This is a genomic window from Paenibacillus sp. NRS-1760, assembly GCF_050467785.1.
In the GTDB taxonomy this organism is placed as follows: Bacteria; Bacillota; Bacilli; order Paenibacillales; family Paenibacillaceae; genus Pristimantibacillus.
Window position 1 is genome coordinate 526296 of record NZ_JBITPK010000021.1, and the last position, 21398, is coordinate 547693.

General features: G+C 37.8%; 10 protein-coding genes and 1 pseudogene. All 11 read right to left on the reverse strand.

The genetic code is table 11. From position 1 onward, the window contains the following. Positions 1-326 precede the first annotated feature (326 nt). Entirely contained in the window at positions 327-2744 is a 2418-nt protein-coding gene (locus ACIFSR_RS30400; protein WP_430062396.1) for a DUF2357 domain-containing protein, read from the reverse strand. Continuing rightward, the gene (locus ACIFSR_RS30405; RefSeq protein ID WP_430062399.1) at positions 2716-5478 is read right to left on the reverse strand and encodes an MrcB family domain-containing protein; all 2763 of its coding nucleotides are present in this window, start codon (positions 5476-5478) and stop codon (positions 2716-2718) included. Before ACIFSR_RS30405 ends, ACIFSR_RS30400 begins: the two co-directional genes overlap by 29 nt. A 598-nt stretch (positions 5479-6076) precedes the next feature. Continuing rightward, on the reverse strand, positions 6077-7759 hold the full coding sequence (locus ACIFSR_RS30410) for a DNA adenine methylase (protein WP_430062402.1): 1683 nt from the start codon (positions 7757-7759) through the stop codon (positions 6077-6079). Between the two features lie 114 nt (positions 7760-7873). Beyond that, positions 7874-9757, reverse strand: a complete 1884-nt coding sequence (locus tag ACIFSR_RS30415; protein ID WP_430062405.1) for a hypothetical protein — start codon at positions 9755-9757, stop codon at positions 7874-7876. A gap of 25 nt (positions 9758-9782) precedes the next feature. Further along, positions 9783-12257, reverse strand: a complete 2475-nt coding sequence (locus ACIFSR_RS30420) for a sensor histidine kinase (protein ID WP_430062408.1) — start codon at positions 12255-12257, stop codon at positions 9783-9785. 573 nt (positions 12258-12830) lie between these two features. Then, positions 12831-14837: an ATP-binding protein gene (locus ACIFSR_RS30425; RefSeq protein WP_430062410.1), complete on the reverse strand. Its 2007-nt coding sequence runs from the start codon at positions 14835-14837 to the stop codon at positions 12831-12833. A 16-nt stretch (positions 14838-14853) separates the two neighbouring features. After that, on the reverse strand, positions 14854-16104 hold the full coding sequence (locus tag ACIFSR_RS30430) for a DNA methyltransferase (RefSeq protein WP_430062413.1): 1251 nt from the start codon (positions 16102-16104) through the stop codon (positions 14854-14856). 514 nt (positions 16105-16618) lie between these two features. Further along, a complete protein-coding gene (locus ACIFSR_RS30435) occupies positions 16619-16837 on the reverse strand; it encodes a hypothetical protein (RefSeq protein WP_430062415.1) in 219 nt (72 codons plus the stop codon). Between the two features lie 126 nt (positions 16838-16963). Beyond that, positions 16964-18433, reverse strand: a pseudogene (locus ACIFSR_RS30440) (glycoside hydrolase family 2 protein). A 260-nt stretch (positions 18434-18693) separates the two neighbouring features. Then, positions 18694-19647, reverse strand: a complete 954-nt coding sequence (locus ACIFSR_RS30445) for a glycoside hydrolase family 43 protein (RefSeq protein ID WP_430062418.1) — start codon at positions 19645-19647, stop codon at positions 18694-18696. A gap of 120 nt (positions 19648-19767) precedes the next feature. Next, positions 19768-21363 carry an extracellular solute-binding protein gene (locus ACIFSR_RS30450; RefSeq protein WP_430062421.1) on the reverse strand — a complete coding sequence of 532 codons (1596 nt, stop codon included), beginning with the start codon at positions 21361-21363 and terminating at the stop codon, positions 19768-19770. Positions 21364-21398: the final 35 nt, after the last annotated feature.

The window sequence follows — 21398 nt, forward strand, 5'->3', positions numbered from 1 at the left end:
CATAAAGTCGCGTAACCCCCTTGCTTGGAGCGGAAAAGAAAAGATTGCGAATCGGAATCGTGTATATTGGCATCCCCGAACTTCCGTTGGGTCCTGGGCAAACACTCTTTATTTCGATACCTTCTGCAGAAGTTGACTGTGATGACATAATTTCCACATAACGTCACATGTCATAAATGCTAAAAAACCGATTATCGTGAATAGATTGCATCCTTGACGGTCTTTCTCTTATCAAGCTCGTTTCGTTTAGCACATGTGCTTTTAAGGAGGTTTTTTTCTGCTTCCGCTGTTGCTAGAGCTCGTTCAGGAGGGTGCTTCATTCATTTCTACGTTGAAGATAACCGTCCAACCCCTAGCACCCTACTAGCCAAATCCACTTGCTCGTGATCCAACTCGACTGTAACAGGTCCTATACGCCGTTGCTCACGCCACTCTCGTAGATCTTCTTCCGTCTCCAGCTTCAGCTCTGCAATCTCTAAAGCTCGGTCGAACACATACTTTGAGGTGTACAAGAGCGTATAGATCCCTCGTCCTCCCGGAAAGATCGGCTTATCCCGCTTTACCCACTCTCCTACCGTAAACTTCACATACAGTTTTTCTTCCGTGCCCGATCTTGCTGGTCGCTCGGTAATCTCCTTGCGCCGCACGACCTTCCAGTCCGAGATTTTACCGTACCAGTGAATACCCGTTTCCCCGCGTGGCTCAAACTTCTTGATCGATTGATAGAGTGCCACGTATTCGAACTGAGTAAGCAGCTTGTGATCGGAGATATTCTCAAGCGGTACATGATAAAACTTAAGTTGTAACGCATCATCAAGCTGCTGTACCTCCCGGAGTGATCCTACCAGTACATTTTTGCCAACTAGCTTGTTCTCGTAATAATTTTTCGTTCCACGCGGCCTTGCGGAGCGTTCGTATGCCTTCTCTGGACTATCCATAATGATTTCATCCAGGAAGGCTTCCATCAGCTTGGTGGATCCCGGCAAGAACGGTAGAGCTCCAACATTGATCAGCTCAATGCTTTTATAAAATTTATGCTCTTCATACTGCTCCTCATTATGATAGGGAAATAGTACATAAGCCCCGAACATGCTGCGTTCCAGTTCTTTCCCGCCTCCCTCTGCGTACACAATAGCGTCACGGTATCGATGCATCGTATTAATATCGGACTCCTCCGGTCCCGGAAGCTTGTAATCCCTTCGGTAGGGAGTCCCCTCATACGCTGGATTGAGCCGATACTTCGCATCAAAAATATACTTATATTCCGCATCGGAATCGTTCTTCTTCAATGTCAACACATTGTCGGGCCTTTGAGAAATCGTCGGCGTTTGCTCACCACTTGGCAAAGTGTTGTAGTACAGCGTAAAAATCTCGCTATTCTTCGGATTACGGTAAACCATCTTTGCCTTTTGCGATTTGTCTAGAGTAACAAACACGCCCGTCCGGTTTACCTTAATAATATCTTGCTTCAACAGCTCATACTTACGACTCAGCAAGTCATGAATCTTGAGAAAACACCAGTATTCATATAGCTGCGCCAGATCCTTCATCGATAATCGGAACAGATCACTCTGGATAGAGAGTCCCTTCATCAACATCAAATAGTTACGATACACCTCGCGGTATCCCGGCGCCATCTGAAGCACAAGCGATACGGAGAGCTGCCTCATCTCCTTAACGTTCAAAAAATCTAGCTTGAGCAGCCTTTGTAGCTGCGATTGCATATCATTCAACTTCCGCACCAGCATTGGATCCTTAAGGCGTCCCTTCTCAGTTAGGCGAGCCTTCAGGTCTTTAAGCTTGCTGGCAATACGGAGCAGAACCCAACGAATAAAACGATTCTCGTTCGTATCGTAATCCACATGCCGCTTCGTCTCAATCGCATGGCTCGGGTAATAGCGTTGTCCGTTCATTGGAATAAAACCAAGCTTTTCGTCCTGTACGAGCAGCTGCGGACGCTTGGTCAGATAGGAAATGCTCTCCTTCCCCGTCTTCTTCAAACGGCCTGCTTCTACTACTCGGTTCTCCACTTGATGCTTGGAGTGAGGGGAGCTATTAATCCGCTCGACCGCTTGCACAAGCTGAGCGAATACATGCTGAAGGATCGTGAAGAACTCGGTTAAGCTTTGATGGCGTGTTTCCTTGAGACCCGTTAGATTGTACGTTTTACGCAAGAAATCGAAAGATAAGTTATAGATTTGTTGATTGACGTCATTTAATATCATTTGATAATCATTTTTATAATCCATTTTGACTGGAAAAACTTCAAGCTGAAGCTGTAAAATAGCCTGTCCATTCAAACGCAGCTCCAGATCAGTCAGTCCGGCCTCATTCTGAAAGTTTAAAACGCCTGATAGGATCATAGTGCCCAGCGGCTTGACCGCCTGCCTTAAATAAACATTTTCATGGAAAAAGGCAAGCGGAATGTCTTGTTTTTTTTCGATGACGATCTCGTAAGCCTGCGTTTCATAAAAGAGCGGATAGCTCGGTATGCCCGTCTCCCAATCCGATAGTTCCTTTGTCTCAGGATGAAACATTGAAACTTTTTCTATTGAAAGAGCAGTCGAGGGCGCTGAAATTTGCAGTTGTGCTTCAATGAGCTGATTGTCATCATTTCTATGCAATTGCAGCGTATCTACCGTTGGATGGAACGGTTTACCCTGTATATACAAATTAAACAGGCTCGTTTCGACCCGGAGCAGCTCAACACTCTGATTAAGAGAGCCAATAGGAGGTGAATCCATCTTCCTCTAACCTCCGTAACATAAAGGCTATTTTCCGAGTACTCATCGGATATTTAGCTCTTTCTTCCGGTTCATGCGCACTCCACTTCATATAAAGATCGGAGGCGTCATCCATCAAGCTATTCACTGACAAAGCTTTGCCTAACGCTTCCTGCATAAGGAGAAGAAGCACGCGCTTGACCGATGAGCTACTGCCTTGCACGCGTGGCAATATTTTCTGCAAAAGCTGTAAATCGAATGCTTCATCCTCACCCATAAGACTGAACCGTTCGTTATAGATCATATAGAAGCAAACCGCATCTCTTATACGGAATCCAACATGCGAATGAACTTGCTCCAATATGTTATTCACTTTGACCAGCTTCGCTGTCACTTGCTTCACCAGCTCTTGATACTCCCCGTAAGCATCAATTAGCTGCAAATACTCACTGCGAAGAAAAACATTATAGGCCTTAACAGTTGTTGCTTCATTCAATTGAATAACTTGATCTGGAAATTGCTCAAGATTAATGTAATTAAATTCAATCGTATTGGCGCGGTCCAGTACCTTTTTGCTAAAAGGATGCGTCGTCTCATCCATATTGACAGTCCCAATTAAATAAACATTATCCGGGAGCGATAGGTTTCCGTAAACTGGTTGGTCTTCTGCTGCAAGAGTGTCCTTGTTAATAAGAGGCATCGTCACGATTGCCTCACCCTGCCACTCCTGCGTTTCAATAATACTAAGTAGATCGCTGAAATAGTGCTCTACTCTAGCTAGGTTCATCTCATCCAAACAAATGAAATACGGCTTGTGTCGATTGCTTGGTTTTGAAGCCTCGACAAGCACCTCCGCCAACCGTCCTGGACGAAACGCACCCGATAAATCCTTATAGCCTATAAGGTCCGACGGATCACTCCAGTCTGGACGCACAGGAATAAGAGTGAATTGATAGTTATGACTAAGAGCGCCTAGCGCTTCCGAGAATAATTTCACTAGCTTCGTCTTTCCCGTCCCAGAGACACCAGCTAGAATGACAAAGGGTTTTGTTTTGAGAGATAGGTATAGGTTCTCAATTAATTCATTCGGAAAGTGAAAGCCTTTGTTACGGATGAAGGATTTAATATAACTTAGGCGTTCCGAAACCGTCATTGTATCCAAAGGCTCGATCTCCTCATCTAATTGGAACATATATTGATCTCCCATTTTCTTCACAAATTGAAGCTCCTCTAACCAATTCAGCATAAAGCGAGATCTGTTCTCTTGCGTAACCGTTCCCCATTCTTCTTCAAGCCCCATTGCCGAAATAAAAGCGGTATTGAATTCGTCTAGCGAAAATGTACCAAGCTCCTTCACTAATGAAATGGCTAAATTCATTACTTTAGCGAGATTAGTAGCATGGTCACCATTTGATTCTCCCAGATAACGTCTAATTAATTGAACCTGCTCTGGGCTCAATCTCCACTTATTTTCATCAAAAGCTAAATAATATTCTGTCCCTTGCGGAGTTAATGAGTAGCACCCGTCTTCTATCGAAATTTGACCTAGCTCCTGTAAGGCTCTCCCCACATGTTGAATCCGTTCTTTGGGGTTCTTAACATCGTCCCCGGAAATAAGCACGGTTGCTTGATTGGAGACTAGTTCGTTGATGGGAATAGGAGAATAATTGTTGTTACCTAAGTAAGAGATAATTCCTTGACCCAAATAGAGATGTGCCATTGTGTATTTAAAAGTTGGAGGAGCTGTTGGTTGCTGTTGTTCGGTTACTTGATCAGCGTAAAGCTTATAGTTATACATCATGTTTTCTAGATCAGCAATAAGAACGTCATCATCAGGGATGTTGTTTCGATCATAGCGAGCATATGCAACAGTCGATACTTGATAATCTCGTCCTAAGCCACTAGCAGTTAGATGAATATCAGCGTCCTTGTGTAGATTTCTAAGCGGCAAGAGCTCCCTCATCTCGCTCACCTTTTGCTCAAAATACTGGTAACCATCTCTTTTTCCTCGTTCTCTTAGGGGCACAGTAACTCCTTGAAGTAGGGTTAAATAGACAGCACTCATATCTTCGGCAAACAAATAAACGATATATTCACCTTGCTGAGTGGTTGTCGTTAGACGTTTATCTAGAATAGCCAGCCAAGGGATGTTGGCCCAATTGCCTTGGCCTATCGAGCCTTGTACCTTATAGTCTCCATCCATAAAGGATAATGTTTTCAGATACTCGGGTAACGATTGCCTAAAGAGCTTGCCTAGCTGATGATTAGCAAACTGTTGGGTTTTAGCTTCAATGTACGTATTTAGAATTAGTGAAAGAGACTCCTGTAAGGATATTCTCGGAGTCGAGCTCAATTGGTTGTTGTAGTTCGACAATTCAATGCGAGCATATTCACTTAGTTCGGCTACGACATCGCCATTCAATTTATCCCATATATGTGATTCGAAGGAAATGGTATCAGGTGTTACTTCCAGAATGGAGGATAAAGCATCAATGGGTGTTTTAAGTAACGACTTGGTTTGACCCAGTGTAAAGTCACTCCACTTAAACGCAGATCCCTGTGGCGGATAATCTATTTGTGCTTCATTCATGCTATTATCCCGGTAATACGATAAAAACCGCTCAGCCACTTGGTTGAGCGGTAACCTTCGATTAAAAGATTCTTTATATTCATCAAGAATAGATAGCATTAAGACCATTTTGTAGGATTTTTGTCGGCTCCGAAATATCGAAGCAAGCTCTTGTGGCAGTGTCATATGATTTCGCTCCAAACTATCAGTTAGACTTTTATATACTGTCCTCCAAAAACAAGAAATTATTCACATACATCAGTCAAAAGTGACGCTATTCTCGTCTAACCTGTCCCTGTATCCATTACGAGTAATGCTTGTCTATGACCAGTAATAATATTCTAGCAAACCACTAGGTTGATCTCCATCTGGTGATAACGGACTGTGATATTATATAAATGAGTACTTCTTCTAACGTTTCATTAGCTTTCCATGTCTATTTTTGAGAATACACCACTTATCTTGAGTTGTGGAGAGGTTATATGATCATTGATTAGTTTCAAAGCGTTGGTAGTAAACATCATGAGGTGTCTACCTTGCATTTTTTCTAAACAGTCTGCATGTTAATTTATTGGCAAAACATATTTGCTCAAATATCCGGCCTCATGGCTCCTTTTGGAGTGATGGAGTATTTTGAATTGAATAGTAATGAAAAAAGTCTTGTTCCACACGACTTTTTTGTGTTGTGTGTTTCTGTGTTTCTGAATTCAAGTGCTCTCCGACTTTCACAAAAGAAAAAAGCAGCCCAATATGACTACTAAAATGTACTGCATACATTAATTATTTATTGTTTTTGAACTACTAATATATGTTCTTGCATCATTGTTTTAATCTCACTGTTTCTTGTTGCAGTTGAATTAATATGGTGGGGCATTCTTTTAAAAGAATATCGTCTCTGCAAAGAAGTAATCTGATTATAGTTTAAATCCTCAAACCAATCCTTCAGAATGTCTGCCATATTAACATTAATTTCTCCCATTACAGTTCTATGGCCTACTATCCAAGCTTGAAGTCCACCAGCAATTAAGAATTTGTCAGTCTCAATTACAACTTTATATAAATCTTTAAAAAAATTAATTACTTCAACTGCTCTTTTAGGTTGAGATTTGATTTTTCTATTTATAGTCTCTTTAACAAACGGAAGTTTTTCATTAAGTTGTTGAATTCTTCTATAACGTACCTTTTCTTTATCGCATTGTAATTCTATCATAAATTTTGTCGTCTCATTTTTTGCAATTTGTTTAATCTTTTTATCAGTAAGATGTTTTGCAACATTCTTTATTTTCCTGTAATTGTCGAGTCTAACTCTTTCTGTGATTAAATTTTTTAATTCAAGATTATTAAATACATCTTTAAGTAAAGAAAAATCGCAATTACTAGCCGTAATTTTCTTTAAATCGTTAACTGTCTTATACATATTTTCTTTTCTGGATTCTATTAAACTCTCCATCTGTTTAATAAGTAGTTTAAGAGTTTGTGAGCAATATATTTTTTCATTATTATATAAGAAGTCAGAATTCTTACCACCTAAAAGATGTTCGTCACAGTTATCGGCATAAACATCAATAGCTAAATGAATTTGCATTAAATCTTTCATCCACTGTAAAGATAACTTTGAATATTGTCCATATGCTACTGTACTTTTAGAATCACCATATGGAGGAGATGTTAGTATCAAGTCAACTTTTCTCATTTTTAGATATGACAAGTCTTTCGCATTTGCAAGATGTATCTCCGAAATTGTTTGGTCTTTATATTGTTTATTAGCTTTCTCTAATAATTCAAGCAAATTCTTCACTTTTTCGCTAAACACTTTAATTGCATTCATTTTAAAACTTTGAATATCTGAAGGAGATATTCTATATAGTTTAAATTCTCCGTTCCTAGTTAAAGAAACAGATCTAATAGTTGAACTAAATGCAATTAAAAGAATAAGTGAAAATGTCTCCTTATACTTCTTAGTTCTTTTTTTTAAGAATTGGTTTATTTCGTTTTTAATAAATGATAACTCTTTAATGTTCTCCTGTTTAAACCAAAATTCAATATTATCAAATTTTTCAATAGTAAATAGTTTATTTTTATACACTTCATCACTAGATAAGTTATCCAAGAATATTTTTATCTGTTGTTCTATATACGAAGTATTTTTAATTAAAAGTACCTTAACCTTGGATAACATTACTGCAAGAGGATTAAGATCTGAACCATAAAAATCTAATCCTAATACTTTAGATTCTAAACCAACTGTTCCACTTCCTACAAATGGGTCAAGAACAGTAGTAACATTGTAATGTTTCTTAAGATTTATTAGCAGAGAATTCACCATATCTGGAACAGCTTTGGCCGGATATGAGTGTATATTACCTTTGGATGAAAAAAAAGAAGTAAAATTATTTTCTCCTGAATAATTAAGATCTAGGTCCCAAATATCAGAATTATTAGCCACAATAGAACTATTTCGTTGCAAAGCATACCATCTCCTTGCCTGGGATAATGCTCCAGGATTAAGCCGCACACTAATTGTTAGTGTGCGGCCTTTCTAACAATATCTTATCAAAAAAAAAGGTATTCTAAAAGAAATTTATGCTCCAGGAATTGATGTCAGCCCTATTCTACTCATTTGATTAACTTTTGTTTGAATTAGTTGTAACGTTCTTCTAGTTTCTAGCCTGCCAATTCTCTTCATTTCGAATTTTTTATCATCTAAATTTAGTTTAATCGTATACTTTAAACCAGCCATTATACCAATTAATTTTTTGGTGTAATCATCTAATATTTCACCAGATACTGCTACAGCAGCTTCATGTAATGTTAAATCCCCTGGAATATAGGTCGTAATTTTATCTACACTTTCGAGCCAATTCATCAAATTATTCTTGTAATATTCATTAAAATAATGTGTTTTGTAAGTTGTACTAGTTTCAATGTTTGAAAACAGATTAGCCCAACCTTTATTATCCAATGAACAAAGATCCAATATCATAGAATCAATAGTTAACAATGTATTTTTTGTATCAGGTATTAATACACAATACTTATCCTCATCAATTATTGGCCATAATCCTTCTCCATCTTCAATTTTCTTCTTGACTTTTATATCTGTTGTAGAAAATTCGATGCAATCGCATAACAACAATGTCACAAATTTTGCATTTCTACTACATTCCTTTATTTCATTTCCTTGTGGTCTTACTGGAAGATCACAATCAGTAGTAACTAATATTCCGTATTTTTTATTCTCTGAATCATATGTATTAAATACAAATACATCGCCAGTCATTATATCATTGTAGCTTGGATTTACAGTATAGTTAAGTAAACCATACTCAGCAACTCCCTTGAAAATCTCAGGGTCAGTTTTCTTTTTCGCATTATCAACGCGGTAATTGTTAATCCCTCTTAATTTTATATCCTTTGATATTTTTTTATTTTTCGTTTTTGATACTGTTAATAAATTTTCATATATTTCAGGATTTTCGCAAATAGTCTCATGTTCAACTTTACTCATAATACTTTTATGAGTTCTCTCTAGTACATCAAGGAAGATTTCACCTTCAATAAAAGAATCATTATATAAAATTTCAAATGTTTCTTCAGGTAGTTTTATTAAATTCAATGTGGATTTTTGGGTTATTTTGTTTTTTTTATCTAAATAATCATGTAAGGAATAACCAAAAGCTGCTTTTTCAAGTGTAGATATAATAATTTCAAGTAGTTCTCCATTTGCATCCCCTTTACTTATCGCCCATAGTTGAAAGGGAATTAGATATTTATTAGTTTCATCAACAATATTTAGAGTTTTTTTGTTTTGCTCCAAATAAGATTCAACATAATTCACTTTATCATTATGTCGTTTGTACATTTCAAGTTTCTCATGGGAATAAACCACAGCAATATCATGATTATTAGGACGAGATGTATTTATATCAAGAATTGTTTTAATAACTACATCATTTTCTTCAGCGCTTTCACCCATATTCATATCTAGCAAAAACAATATTCTTCCTTCGACACCCTCAACATTACTAATGTCAAATCTATTGGCGAATGTTTTTACTGAAACTTGGTTACTTGACTCTACTTTATCTAAAACTTCTTTAAGCATAATTAGAGGGTTGCTTGCTCTTTCTTTATTAATTGCTTTAATATACATTAGTTTTAGTCGTTGTATGTCCTTATCGTCAGAATTGATTATATCTTCCACTGTTGATAGATCTTCATTTAATAAATACGTTTCTTCTTTGTCAAATACCTTTATTACGAATTTTTTTGCAAATTCTTGATATGTTAATGCCAATAGTTCTTTCTTCTTGTCCTCTTCTTCAGCCTTTAACTTCTCAATATCCCACTCGTCATCATAAGAAAATATATATTTAATATCCAAACTCTTTAATAACACATCCAACTCTGACATAACCAAACCGCTATCTTTAATTTCTTCCGTTAGTATTGATTCCGCTGCCATATCGGATATTCACTCCTATTTCATTTTAAAAAGATAACATAAACTTATAATAATTTTCATATCTATTCTTCTCAGTTGTATCTAAGTATATATTCGCATTGATCGAATTCATTAGTTCTTTTACTATATATAACCCGAGTCCTCTTCCGTCTTGCTTCATACTCTCATACGGTTGGAACAATATGTTATGTATATCTTTATGCACACCTGGGCCAGAATCATAAACTATAACTGATTTATTAAAAGCATCAAGTTCAAATACAATTTTTCTTTCAGTAACCCCCATCGAGACCCAATACAAAGAATTCAAAAATAAATTGTCAAATATAGTAATTAACAATCCTTTATTTGACTCTATTACAAATTCTTCGCCAATTACGTATACGGCTACATTGCTTATTGACGCCTTTTTTGCCATCGGATTATTTCCAATATATAGAGATTTTAGCAGTTTGTTCAAATCTATTGGTTCTAGTATGAGACTGTTTTTCTTGTAGGTTGGTTCTAAATGCTCTAACTGCTGTTGTAAATAGAATACTTCTTGTATTATGCTATCCTGATAATCTAACAGTTCATTTTTTCTGTCTTCATTACTTGTTAAACTTATAATATCTTTAGAACTCTTTGCATAATAACGAATATTTGATTCAATACGGTGAAGTTCATGTGTTAGAGACTCTACAATCATCCCTTGGCCTGCTAATCCAACAAGCGCCCTTAAATCAATAATTCTCTGCTGAGTAGTGAAGCTTTCTTGTTTCCGCTCTTCTTGATCCTCAGTATTTAGCTTTTCAAGTTGATTTAGTTTATTTTCAATTTCTTTCAATTTAATATTTAAGGTATTACTTTTAGAAACTCCATTCTCCGTCAGATCACTTGTAACTTGCTTCACTTGCGATATAATGCTTTTCTTCTGTTCATCCCTATCTATTATTCTTTCAAATATTATATTTTTATCATTAGATTCAATTTTATTTGAAGCCTCTGTTATTTCTCCAATATTGAAATTAGCTCTTAGTTTCATATCTAATCTTGTTACAATCTCTGCAATAATTGAACGAACCAAAGTGAAGAAATTCTTTCCATACTCATCCTCAATAAGTCCATAACGATTAGTTTGTTCAGTTATTTTTTCGCTACTAATGCTATCAAGCTGAACATATCCAGAAATAGTATGCTCTTTTAACGCATTAGCTTTTAATCGCTGCGCCCTTGCAGTTACACCTAACCAATCATGTTCAGGACCATACGGGAATATACGGAAATCATTTCTAAATAAATAAACCCCAACAGCCGCTTGCCATATTGCCTTTAACTCTTTAATTGTTTTAAATGCTAAATTATTTTTTTGTAATAGTATAAGAGATTCATTGTATGCTTCACCTGATTGGTCACTAATAAATAATTTCCCATTAAAATCACCAGGATATGCAAGTTCTTCAATCCCCTTCTCACCATCATAATGTTTTTGTAATTTAATTTCTTTTAGATAAGGGAAATCAATTGCTAATTTATCAGTCTCAATGTTAATTTCAATTTTTTCATCCTGAGCAAGATACTCTTGAAATATTGTATATTTCTTAAAACCTCGTTTTCCCATTCTTACTAGAAAGTCATTTAATAGGCGATCAATATATCGTTTTCTAAACTGAATTTCTATATTAAGAATCCGATCTTCCAAATAAAACTCAACCATAATGTCACTCATTTTATCTAAAACATTTTCATCAATTTTACTATTGCTAAATGAAGTACCATCTACCTCAATATTTATTTGAAACCTTTGTTTGTTATTCTGAACGAATGGATTAACCATGCCGAATATCTCAGTTTTGATCCTTGTTTCCAATTTTCTATTAATATACCAAAAATCAAGATTTCTAATACCCTCTATTACTATTCTCGTTCCATAACGAGGACTATCATTGTTTAAGAACGAGCACTTGGCTTTTATAGTTGATAAATCTCCTTCAGATTCTTTAAATTGATTCCAATTAATATCTAATTTATATTGATTATATTTTTTTGCAAATTCAATGTCCTTTTCAGATACTATCTCTTTTATTCTATCAATACGTGGTGTAGTTACCAAACTCAAATGATTTCCCAATCTTTGAATTGATAGTCTACCAAGTCCCTTCTCTCCTAATGTTCGCCTTTTAAAATATGGAGAATACTTAAACACTTTCTTAAACGAAGTTGATATTCTCAAAAAATTTTGAGTCATTAAATCCTTTGTCATCCCATTACCATTATCTTCGATTACTATACGTCCTTGACCATGTGGAGTCAGAGCAGTGGTATCTATAGTAATCTTAACTACAGTACAATCAGCATCATATGAGTTTTTTATTAACTCCGCCAATGCAACAAATTCATCTGATATTAGTTGTTCACCCAATTGATATATAATACGAGCAGCCACACTTACCCCATGCTCTTCTTCAAACGGATCCGTGTTCATTAATTGTACAAGGTCGTTATTATCGAACTCGTCCATGAACATCACCCCAGTTTCTCAATATTGTCTAAATCCTATAAACTAAATTAACTCATGGTTCATCATAGTGACTTTTATGACTACACTCTAGACTTTAGCTTAATAAGGTCATACTTACTTTACCATATTCCTCCTACCCAGTATATAAATGCCTCAAATATTTCATGAGTATAATTACCTATATGACTATAGCATTATAACGTATGATTACTAAAAATGAAGAGAGATCATGAATCTATATTATAAAAATAAATCAAAAAACTCTTTTCCAACTTATTATGATAAAAACGAAATATCTGTCTATCAGTTATTATTACATCTATTCCCTACATTTAATAATTTATATAATAAATACAAAAATCCGCTCAAACTTGGAAATTCAAGCATTAAGCGGTTTATTATGTATACAGCTTCGGGGAATCGACCCCATTTTAATATCGCTATTCGAAAAAGCGTCCGTCCAGATTTAACCAAATTAATCTGTTATTTTTTATATTATTCAATTTCTATCGAATAGTATAGACAAGCTCAACAAACACCAACGATAGTCTATCCCACATTCACTTAAGGGGTTTAACACTTAATACATTCTCTAATATAGCCTTTCATGGATTGCCATGTATCTAGAATTAAATCAACATCCACTGGTGTTACATTATGAATATACAAGTTTAATTTATCTAGAAGATCTCTCTTGTTAACTAAATCTCTCCATAAACCAACATTTGATTTAAATTCCTTCGTAGTTTTTGATGAATTACTCCAAGTGTTTAGAACGTTTTTAATTGAAGCTGGCAACGCTGTCTCCTGATAATCGGATCCAATTTTTTTAGAAGCATACTGTGTTGCAGATTCGATCAACGTTCTATAGAGACACACTGTTGCATATGGATAAACTAATACATTCAATTTGCTTAATTCATAGATCGCTTGATATATTTTATTCCCCAAATCATTTGAATTTTTCAGAGTATCAAACAATTTTCCCTCAGCTGATGTGAATGTTAAATGGTTCCTCTTTTTATGTTGCGGCTTAAAAACCGTCTCTGGCTCATAAGTTTCCTGATCTTCATCCTCAATTTCAACGTCATCAGCCTTGTCATTATTCCGATTATCCGAGTCTCCTGAAGTATCGAAGTTATCACTCTTACTATTATTTGTTGTTCCTTGAGAATTTTTTTGATAGTTTTCTTCTAAAGATTCGTCTTTTTTATAAGCTTCAGTATCATTGGTAGAGGCATCCTTAGATGAAATATCGTTTTTTTCATTCGAATCTGTTTTTGCATCTTGTTCCTCTGTTTTGTTACCAGAACCTGTTTCATTATTATTGCTGTTATTGACATTGTGTTTATTTTTTGCAATGCTGCTTTTTCCTTTTGTGTATGAAACATCAATATTTATGATCATATAAGCAATGACGCCTTTAAGAAGATACATCAATTTCACAAATACCCAGTCTTGAATAAAATCGGCTCTTTCATTAGAGATTTTAAGTTTTTCTATCGTTTCGTCAAAATGAGGCATATTGACAAAACCAAAGACATTGTGTGGCTTAAGGCGTGTAGCCTTCTTCCTTTGTGAAAAGTCAGCAAACCCCAACCAATCAAGCTCTTCTGATAAATAGTTGTATATAGCTAAATCATTAGTATATATATTCACGCCTGCCCCAAACTCTTTGAGCATACTTCCGGCTGTATTTTTTTCATAAACCAGAAAACGTCCTTCAAAAGCTGGAACTCCTTGAATTCCCTCTAGTTCTTTAAATCTAACATTGTCATTGGTACGTGTTTTTATAGATTGCTTAATATTAAAATATTTCTCCAGTAAATGCTGTATTTCTGAAGTTTCAAACGAATTAATTAAAATTTCCGAGTTGTTTATCTGAGGATTATCTGATAAACACTGAAACATTAATGTTTCTGTTTTATTATCGTAATTAAAAACTACATCAAAAAGCATTCCACTAAGATCCATTTTAAACAGCAAAGAATTAGGCATGCTATCATCAATTGATAGAGTTATTTCTGGGAATGTTAAACTAGTATGTTTATATAAATATGTGGATAAGTGACGCAACTTCTTTATCTCCGAATCAGAGGTCAATAAAGTCATTATTTCAGAAGGAATATTGTTTAAAGTTATTATTGATCCCTTTTGCATTTGTGATTCTACAATTTCATCATAATTATAACTGCCAGTATCTTTTGACCAATTAATAAAATATTCTCCATCATCACTTTTGGTTTGAATGGTCAAATGATTGCACAATGAAAAAACTGATAACAGCCCCAGTCCTTTGCTCCCTGTATAAAAAGCTCCTTTGGCATTAGTTACATTTCCACTTCTTTTTTTCCCAGAGAATCCTGGTTGCGAAAGCTGTCTAATATCTTCCAAAGTGAATCCCAAACCATCATCAATAACTGTAATCGATTGGGTCTCTCTGTCGTAGACGAGATCTATTTTGTCTGCGGACGCATCAATTGCGTTCTTTATCAATTCCGATACAACAATTAACGGGCTTCCAACTGTCCCCAAAATACTTGCGATAGTTGAAGAATCCAATCGTAAATTTTCCTTCATAATAAAGTTCCCCCATTTAATATTTTCTATATATTTTTATATACTCTTTGCTCATTGATCTAACTGAACCTAAATTGGGAATGTTTGATAACTTTACAGGCATCCTCTTACCTTGGATATTTCTTGTTAAAACCGCTTCTTCTTCCATACCATATTTAATAGCAAGCCTATCATTAAGAACATCAAAAGGGAACTCTTGGTTATCTACCCTACGATTTCCTAATGTCAAAACTAATCTTTTCCCCTTTTTTAATACTCGAGTTAACTCAGTGAAAACTTTGTAATAATCATTAATAAAATACTTAACCTTTTTCGCTTTTTCTCGACTTATCTTTCCTATTAAGTCTTCGTATTCTATATCCACATCAAACTCCTCCATGTTATAATGTCCGCCCAAACTCATTCTATCGATAGCGGTAAATTTATCTAGTATACTTACATCAAACTGATCCAAATCACCCAAGTCTATCCAAAGTAAAGGAAGTATTGAGTATTGTCCATATGTAACAGTAGTATGATTATCGCCGTAAGGTGGTGAGGTGCATATTAGATCAATACTTTCTTCAGAAAAACTTTTCAATATATCAATTGAATTACCTGAATATAAATTGATATTAGAACAAACGCTCTTTTTTACATAATCTATATATGAAGACGAAATCTTATTAATAAAATATTGAATGCAATTATTATCCATTGATATAATCTTCTCTTCTTCTTTTACATGTAACTTAAAAGTAGTTGAGCGTGTATTACTAAACTTTCTAACAGAATCTGCAAAACAGACCCAAAAAAAGCGTCGTATTTGTATATTACCTTCCCGCACTATAGCTTTTCGTATAGTACTCAAATCAATTATTACATCTTTTCTAAACCATTTATTTATATTCGTAAACTCGAACGGCTCAGTGTTCCCCAAAAAAAGTGTGATATTAGTTCTGAGTTCAGCAATACTCTCACGAATATTCTCAAATGACACTCCTTCTAACTTTACACGTGAGATCAGCACTGCAAGTGGGTTAATATCAATACCATAGGTATTTAAATTCAGAGTTGCTCCCGCAGCTAATACTGTACCCGATCCAACAAATGGATCAAGGATATTCTTTATCCGTGAATCAAATTCTATAATATCCTTCAGAAGTTGCTCTTGCATGGGTGCTACCATCATGGCAGGATATTTAACTAGCGCCTTCTTGTCTCTATATTCAGTAAAATCCCAGTAATCATTTTCATAACTATTAAGTTTCTCAACTAAGGTATTCACTCTGATTTGTCACTCCTTCAGCTTGGCACAACATTTTATAGCAATAAAAATTCCTAATAAATTCAAAACGTATTAACAATGATAACCAAATAGTTTTCACTTTTTTTAGTATTTTAAACCAACGCCCCACAATTTTAGAGCAATCACGACAAATTTCGAGTTTATATATCCGTAATTATTCTCTATAGCTATTGGATATTCCTTCCTTGAAGTGTCAGAAATTTAAAGAGTAATCCTTCACATTAATAATATCTGCTTGTAGGTATTTTATAGACTATCAATATTACTTTTAAATGCCTTAGCATGTAATTTGCACAACCTTTGTTAATTCAAGTTAATTGACTGAGCATGCACCTCTTAATGTAGAAGCCTCCTACTAGCTAGCTCAAAACTAGCATGAGATTCTATCTTACGCTCGCTGTAGGTTCCCAGAACAATAAGCTCAAGTTACACTGTACCTGAGCTTTAAAATAGGTAAATGCGACTCTGGACAACAGACATCACAAATACCCATTCACATTTGATGTTTCTTGTAAACGATTTTGAGATCGTCTAAAAGGCAGTTCAATGCTGTGACAAGCAATCCATTTGGTATCAACGTAGCTTTGTAGGGATCAGCTCTGCCGATTGCAGGCACAGATACAATTCGGCGTGCAAAGCCGGGAACAAGAGGATTTCTTGTCAAAGTGATCAATACTAAGTCAGGTTGACGAACAGTTTTTAATCCAGCCATTCCGATCACCTCGTTTCTATTAACCTTCTGATGCGTGATCGGCTCACATTAGCAGCGAAGCACACAAAAAGAAACCCATCCCACAAGGATGAGTCCCTACTCCCTTACTCTTTCACTTCCTCCCTCTTACCTATCAGACCGATAAATCTCCTTCACTAAGCGATAAGCCAATTTCGGCTTGCGATACTCGTTTATCAATCCCTTGTTATTAAAGCTCCGCGCGCGATCGCGGAAGTAAGGCCGGTCGCTTCGCACATCGACGCGGATATCGGCGAAATGCCAGATCAGCGTGCCGGCGATGCGAGGGTCGTCGCGGAATATCTTCAAGGCACGCGTCACTACATCCGCCTGATAGTCTTCGCTAAACAAGCGCGGCACCCATCCCTCAGCGCCGAACTCGCTCATAATGACAGGCTTGCCGCCTGCGCCCTGCTTCTCGGCATGAATGTAGTAGTTCTCCGGCATACTGCTGAATCCATCGACGCTGCCTTCATACCAGCCGTAGTATTTATTAATACCGATAACATCAAAATAGGGCAGCACAATATCCTGCTCCGGATGCATAGTCGCGTAGGTAACGAGTCTGCTGCTATCCATTCTGCGAATTTTGCCTACGAAAGTTTTCGTTAGCTCGAGCGCTTCTTCTGTCCGCGTATCAACTTCGTTGTGGGCTCCCCAGAAAATAATGGACGGATGATGATAATCTCGGGAGATCATTTCATCCAGCATCTTGACGCCACGCTCTATGAAGATAGGGCTTGCCAATGTTTCTCTACTCATAAAACAGCCCCACATCGGAATCTCGCTCCAGAACAGCATCCCGTGCTCATCGAGCAAGTCGATCCAGAACTAGCTCTGTGGATAGTGCGATCCGCGCACGATATTTCAGCCCATGTCGGTCAATATATCAAGATCCTTCAGCATCAGCTTCGGCGGGAAGGCAAATCCCCACTCGGGATGCTCCTCATGCCGGTTCACACCTTGTAGGTATAGCTTTTTGCCATTCAACAGAATGTCGCTGCCCAGCACCTCAACCGTGCGGAACCCTGTACGGTCTATGAGGTCATCTTCCCCCGCTTGAACGGTAAATGTATAAAGCGCAGGCTCACCTACATCCCATCTACGAATCTTCTTAAGGCTCCCTTGAAGCGTCAAACTCACAGCCTGACCGGCAGCAACCTGCACATGAGAAGCAGAAAGTGAAAGCTCCTCCGTGAAGGCACTCACCTCAACCTGACAATCTCCCTTGCTAAGTGAATGGAGCTCAATTTGCAGTTGAATATCTGCTGAGACATCCTTCAATTGATAATCAATTTGCATCGAGTCTATATATACATCAGGCAGCTCCTGCAGCTCAACAGAGCGGATAATCCCCCCGTAAGAATGCCAATCCGCAATGTCCGTTGGCAGCGTTTGCCAGTCCATCGTATTATCCACTCGAATAACGAGATCATGCTTTCCTTGAGCAAGCTGCGGCAGAAGGAGTGAGAATTGTGTAAATCCGCCAAAATGGTACCCTATATGCTGACCATCCACGTACACATCCGCATGATGGAGAATACCTTCGAAGACCAGACGAATATTCGCTTCCTGCACATTATCAAAATAAGTACGGTACCATGCCGCGCAAAATACTCATAAGTGCCTAATTCATTATTCCAACAGGAGGGAACGACATGCTTACGAGAGCCTTCAGGAAATTGACAGGCCCATCCCTCTTAAATAAAGCCTATTTAAGTATGCTTATCATGGATCATTAGAATAAAAAGCAGAGGCACTTGAATGGTGGAGAGACTGTGAACGATTAATTCAGCTCAATAACATAAGGCCGCTCCTCCTGAGGAACGGCCTTATATTCATTTTCGAAACGTATTCAAATCCCAGCGATCCGCCCACTTGATTTCTATCCCATCTTCCATAAAAGTGATAGGAAGCCATACATATCTTGAATCCGCTAGCTCTTCCGGCCGCCATCGGTCAGCCATAAAAATAAAGCTGTTCTCCAATCCCTGAACAGGAAACACATACGTGCTCTGCGCATAAAACGTCTTCCGGGCATTTGGTCCACTTAACGGATTATCCCTTAGCTCCCACCGTCCCATCATTCGATCCGACTCGGCAACGAGAGCCGCATTGGGATACCACCCCGTACAACCCGAGGATAACAAGTAATACTTCCCCTCATGTTTAAACACCGCCGGCGCTTCCCGGGACTGGTCGATGAACGCTTTCGTAAACTCGCCATTCAAATCTGTATAATCATCCGTTAACCTCGAAATGATCAGGGTTTTGTTCCAGTCAGACGAATGAATTAAATACGCCGTTCCATCGTCGTCTTTAAATAATGTCATATCACGGCTATCCACGTCGTTAGGACGCTTGCTTCCCACATATTCAAATGGTCCCGCTGGATTTTCACTTACGGCCACGCCGGTTTTAGCCAGCGTATAGTCCTCACTATCAATATGAAGCCACATGACGTATTGACCAGTCCGATCGTTCTTCAGAACCTTCGGACGCTCCGCTACTTTAGACGGATGAAGGTCGTGATTCGGATCATCGGAAACCGCAGGCAACACGATGCCTTCGAATGACCAGTTGTATAAATCACTTGAAGAGTAGCAGGATATGCCAATGATGTCTACGCGCTGAATACCGATCCGACCTAAACTGTTCGGGCCGTCTTTATTCTCTCCATACCAGTAATACTTACCGTTATCGAATAATATACTGCCGCCATGTGCCTGAATCGGCTTTCCATTCGTATCCAGCCACAATTCGCCCGGCTGAAAATCCTCATACTTTATCATTCCAACAACCTCCACTCTTAGCGTTGCAAATATGTAATTTACGCCCAATTAAAGAGACCTTGCTGATAAATTCGGCTCCAGCAAGGTCTCTTCATACACTAAACGAGCTTTCTCGCGGATTTAGCGACCTTCCGCTTGCGCTTGCTTATTCGTTGCTTCAATCACTTTCGTACCGCCTTTAGACAACCACTCTTCCTTGAAGGAAGCGAAATCCGCAGGAACGTCCTTGGATTCCACAATTATTTTTACGAATTTTTCATTTACCAAATCATTCAGCTGGCTTGGAATACTCGGATCGAGTTCCTCAGGATTAATGTTTAAATAAGCTAACGGATTCGGAACGGCGAAGTCGCCTGTCGATTTTGCCATTGCTACAATGTCCTCTTTATTAGGCGTACTGTCGGCTAGGAAGTCCGAATTCCAAGAAACCAATGCTTTTAATGAAAAGGCTTTATCTTTGCCCTTTTCTTCATCCGTCATGAGGGGTGTGATTTTATCTCCGTCTTTGCTGTAGTGGACCCCTTCAATACCGTTCATCATTAGCTGCTGCCCTTCACTTGAGAGGAGGTAGTCTAGCAGCTCCAACGCTTTTTTCTTTTTCTCATCCGAGATGTTGGCATTAATAGACGTTTCCGCCCAGAAGTTATTGAAGCCATCCATTCGCTGAGCGCCTGTTTTCCCTACCAAGGTACCTACCCATGTGAAAATCGACTTGGGATCGGCATCGGGATATGCCTGCTTGAACTTATCATAAAAATCATTATAGAAGGTCGCATTTGCGTTATGAATCATGATTCCGACTTTGCCCGTTATGAATTTCTCGATTTTCTGATCATCTGTATTCAACATAAACTCAGGATCAAGAATTTTTTCCTTGTAAAGCTGGTTTAGAAAAGAAAGCCCGTCTTTCGTTTCATCGGAAAGCACCTCCGGCGCCCATTCCCCATCTTTCTTCTCCCACCTATCAGTGCTCGTGTCGAAAGCGTTGAACAGTGGATATTGCCACCAAATCCCTCCAGCGCTGGAGGAATAACCGTACGTATCCTTCTTGTTATTGCCGTCTGGATCACCCTCGGCAAATGCCTTAGCAACCGCATAGAACTCATCGATCGTCTTTGGTACTTCTAGATTTAGCTTATCCAGCCAATCCTTACGAATTAGAATATTGTGACCGCTCACCGCCATCTTGCCGCTTCCGGATTCATTGAATATAGGGAGCGCATAATGTTTGTTGTCGGTCGTTTTAGCTAAATGTTCAAAGTTGGCCAGCGACGCTTTAATATTCGGATACTGCTCAGAGTAATCTGAAAGTGGAAGAAGCATGCTCTCTTTAATCCACTGACGATATTGAACCGGACGGTCAACGCCGTAGGAAACAAATACATCGGGCATTTCCCCAGAGGCAATCATCACGTTCAGCTTCTCTTCCCAGTCATTCCACGAAGCTGTAATCGGCTTCAAGCGGATGTTGAGCTTTTCCTGCAAGTACTTATAGATTTGAGAATCCTGCGAGTCAGCTCCCTCGAACATCCAACTAAATACGGATAATTCAACAGGCTTTGTATTTTCAACGACTGGTTTAGAACTTGGGCTTGCAGTTGAAGAAGACTCACCCGCTTCGTTTTTCTCATTATTGCTTCCACATCCTGCAATAATCCCAACAAATAACAACACAACTGCAAGCAATAAAATGAGACCTTTCTTTCTATTCAACATGTTGTTCACTACTCCCCTTTAATGAATAATTAATT

What these genes read in the sequence shown, in the direction of transcription:
- ACIFSR_RS30400 (WP_430062396.1), bottom strand. Translation starts at nt 2,744, where the DNA reads ATGGATTCACCTCCTATTGGCTCTCTTAATCAGAGTGTTGAGCTGCTC.
- ACIFSR_RS30405 (WP_430062399.1), bottom strand. Translation starts at nt 5,478, where the DNA reads ATGACACTGCCACAAGAGCTTGCTTCGATATTTCGGAGCCGACAAAAA.
- ACIFSR_RS30415 (WP_430062405.1), bottom strand. Translation starts at nt 9,757, where the DNA reads ATGGCAGCGGAATCAATACTAACGGAAGAAATTAAAGATAGCGGTTTG.
- ACIFSR_RS30420 (WP_430062408.1), bottom strand. Translation starts at nt 12,257, where the DNA reads ATGGACGAGTTCGATAATAACGACCTTGTACAATTAATGAACACGGAT.
- ACIFSR_RS30425 (WP_430062410.1), bottom strand. Translation starts at nt 14,837, where the DNA reads ATGAAGGAAAATTTACGATTGGATTCTTCAACTATCGCAAGTATTTTG.
- ACIFSR_RS30435 (WP_430062415.1), bottom strand. Translation starts at nt 16,837, where the DNA reads ATGGCTGGATTAAAAACTGTTCGTCAACCTGACTTAGTATTGATCACT.
- ACIFSR_RS30445 (WP_430062418.1), bottom strand. Translation starts at nt 19,647, where the DNA reads ATGATAAAGTATGAGGATTTTCAGCCGGGCGAATTGTGGCTGGATACG.
- ACIFSR_RS30450 (WP_430062421.1), bottom strand. Translation starts at nt 21,363, where the DNA reads ATGTTGAATAGAAAGAAAGGTCTCATTTTATTGCTTGCAGTTGTGTTG.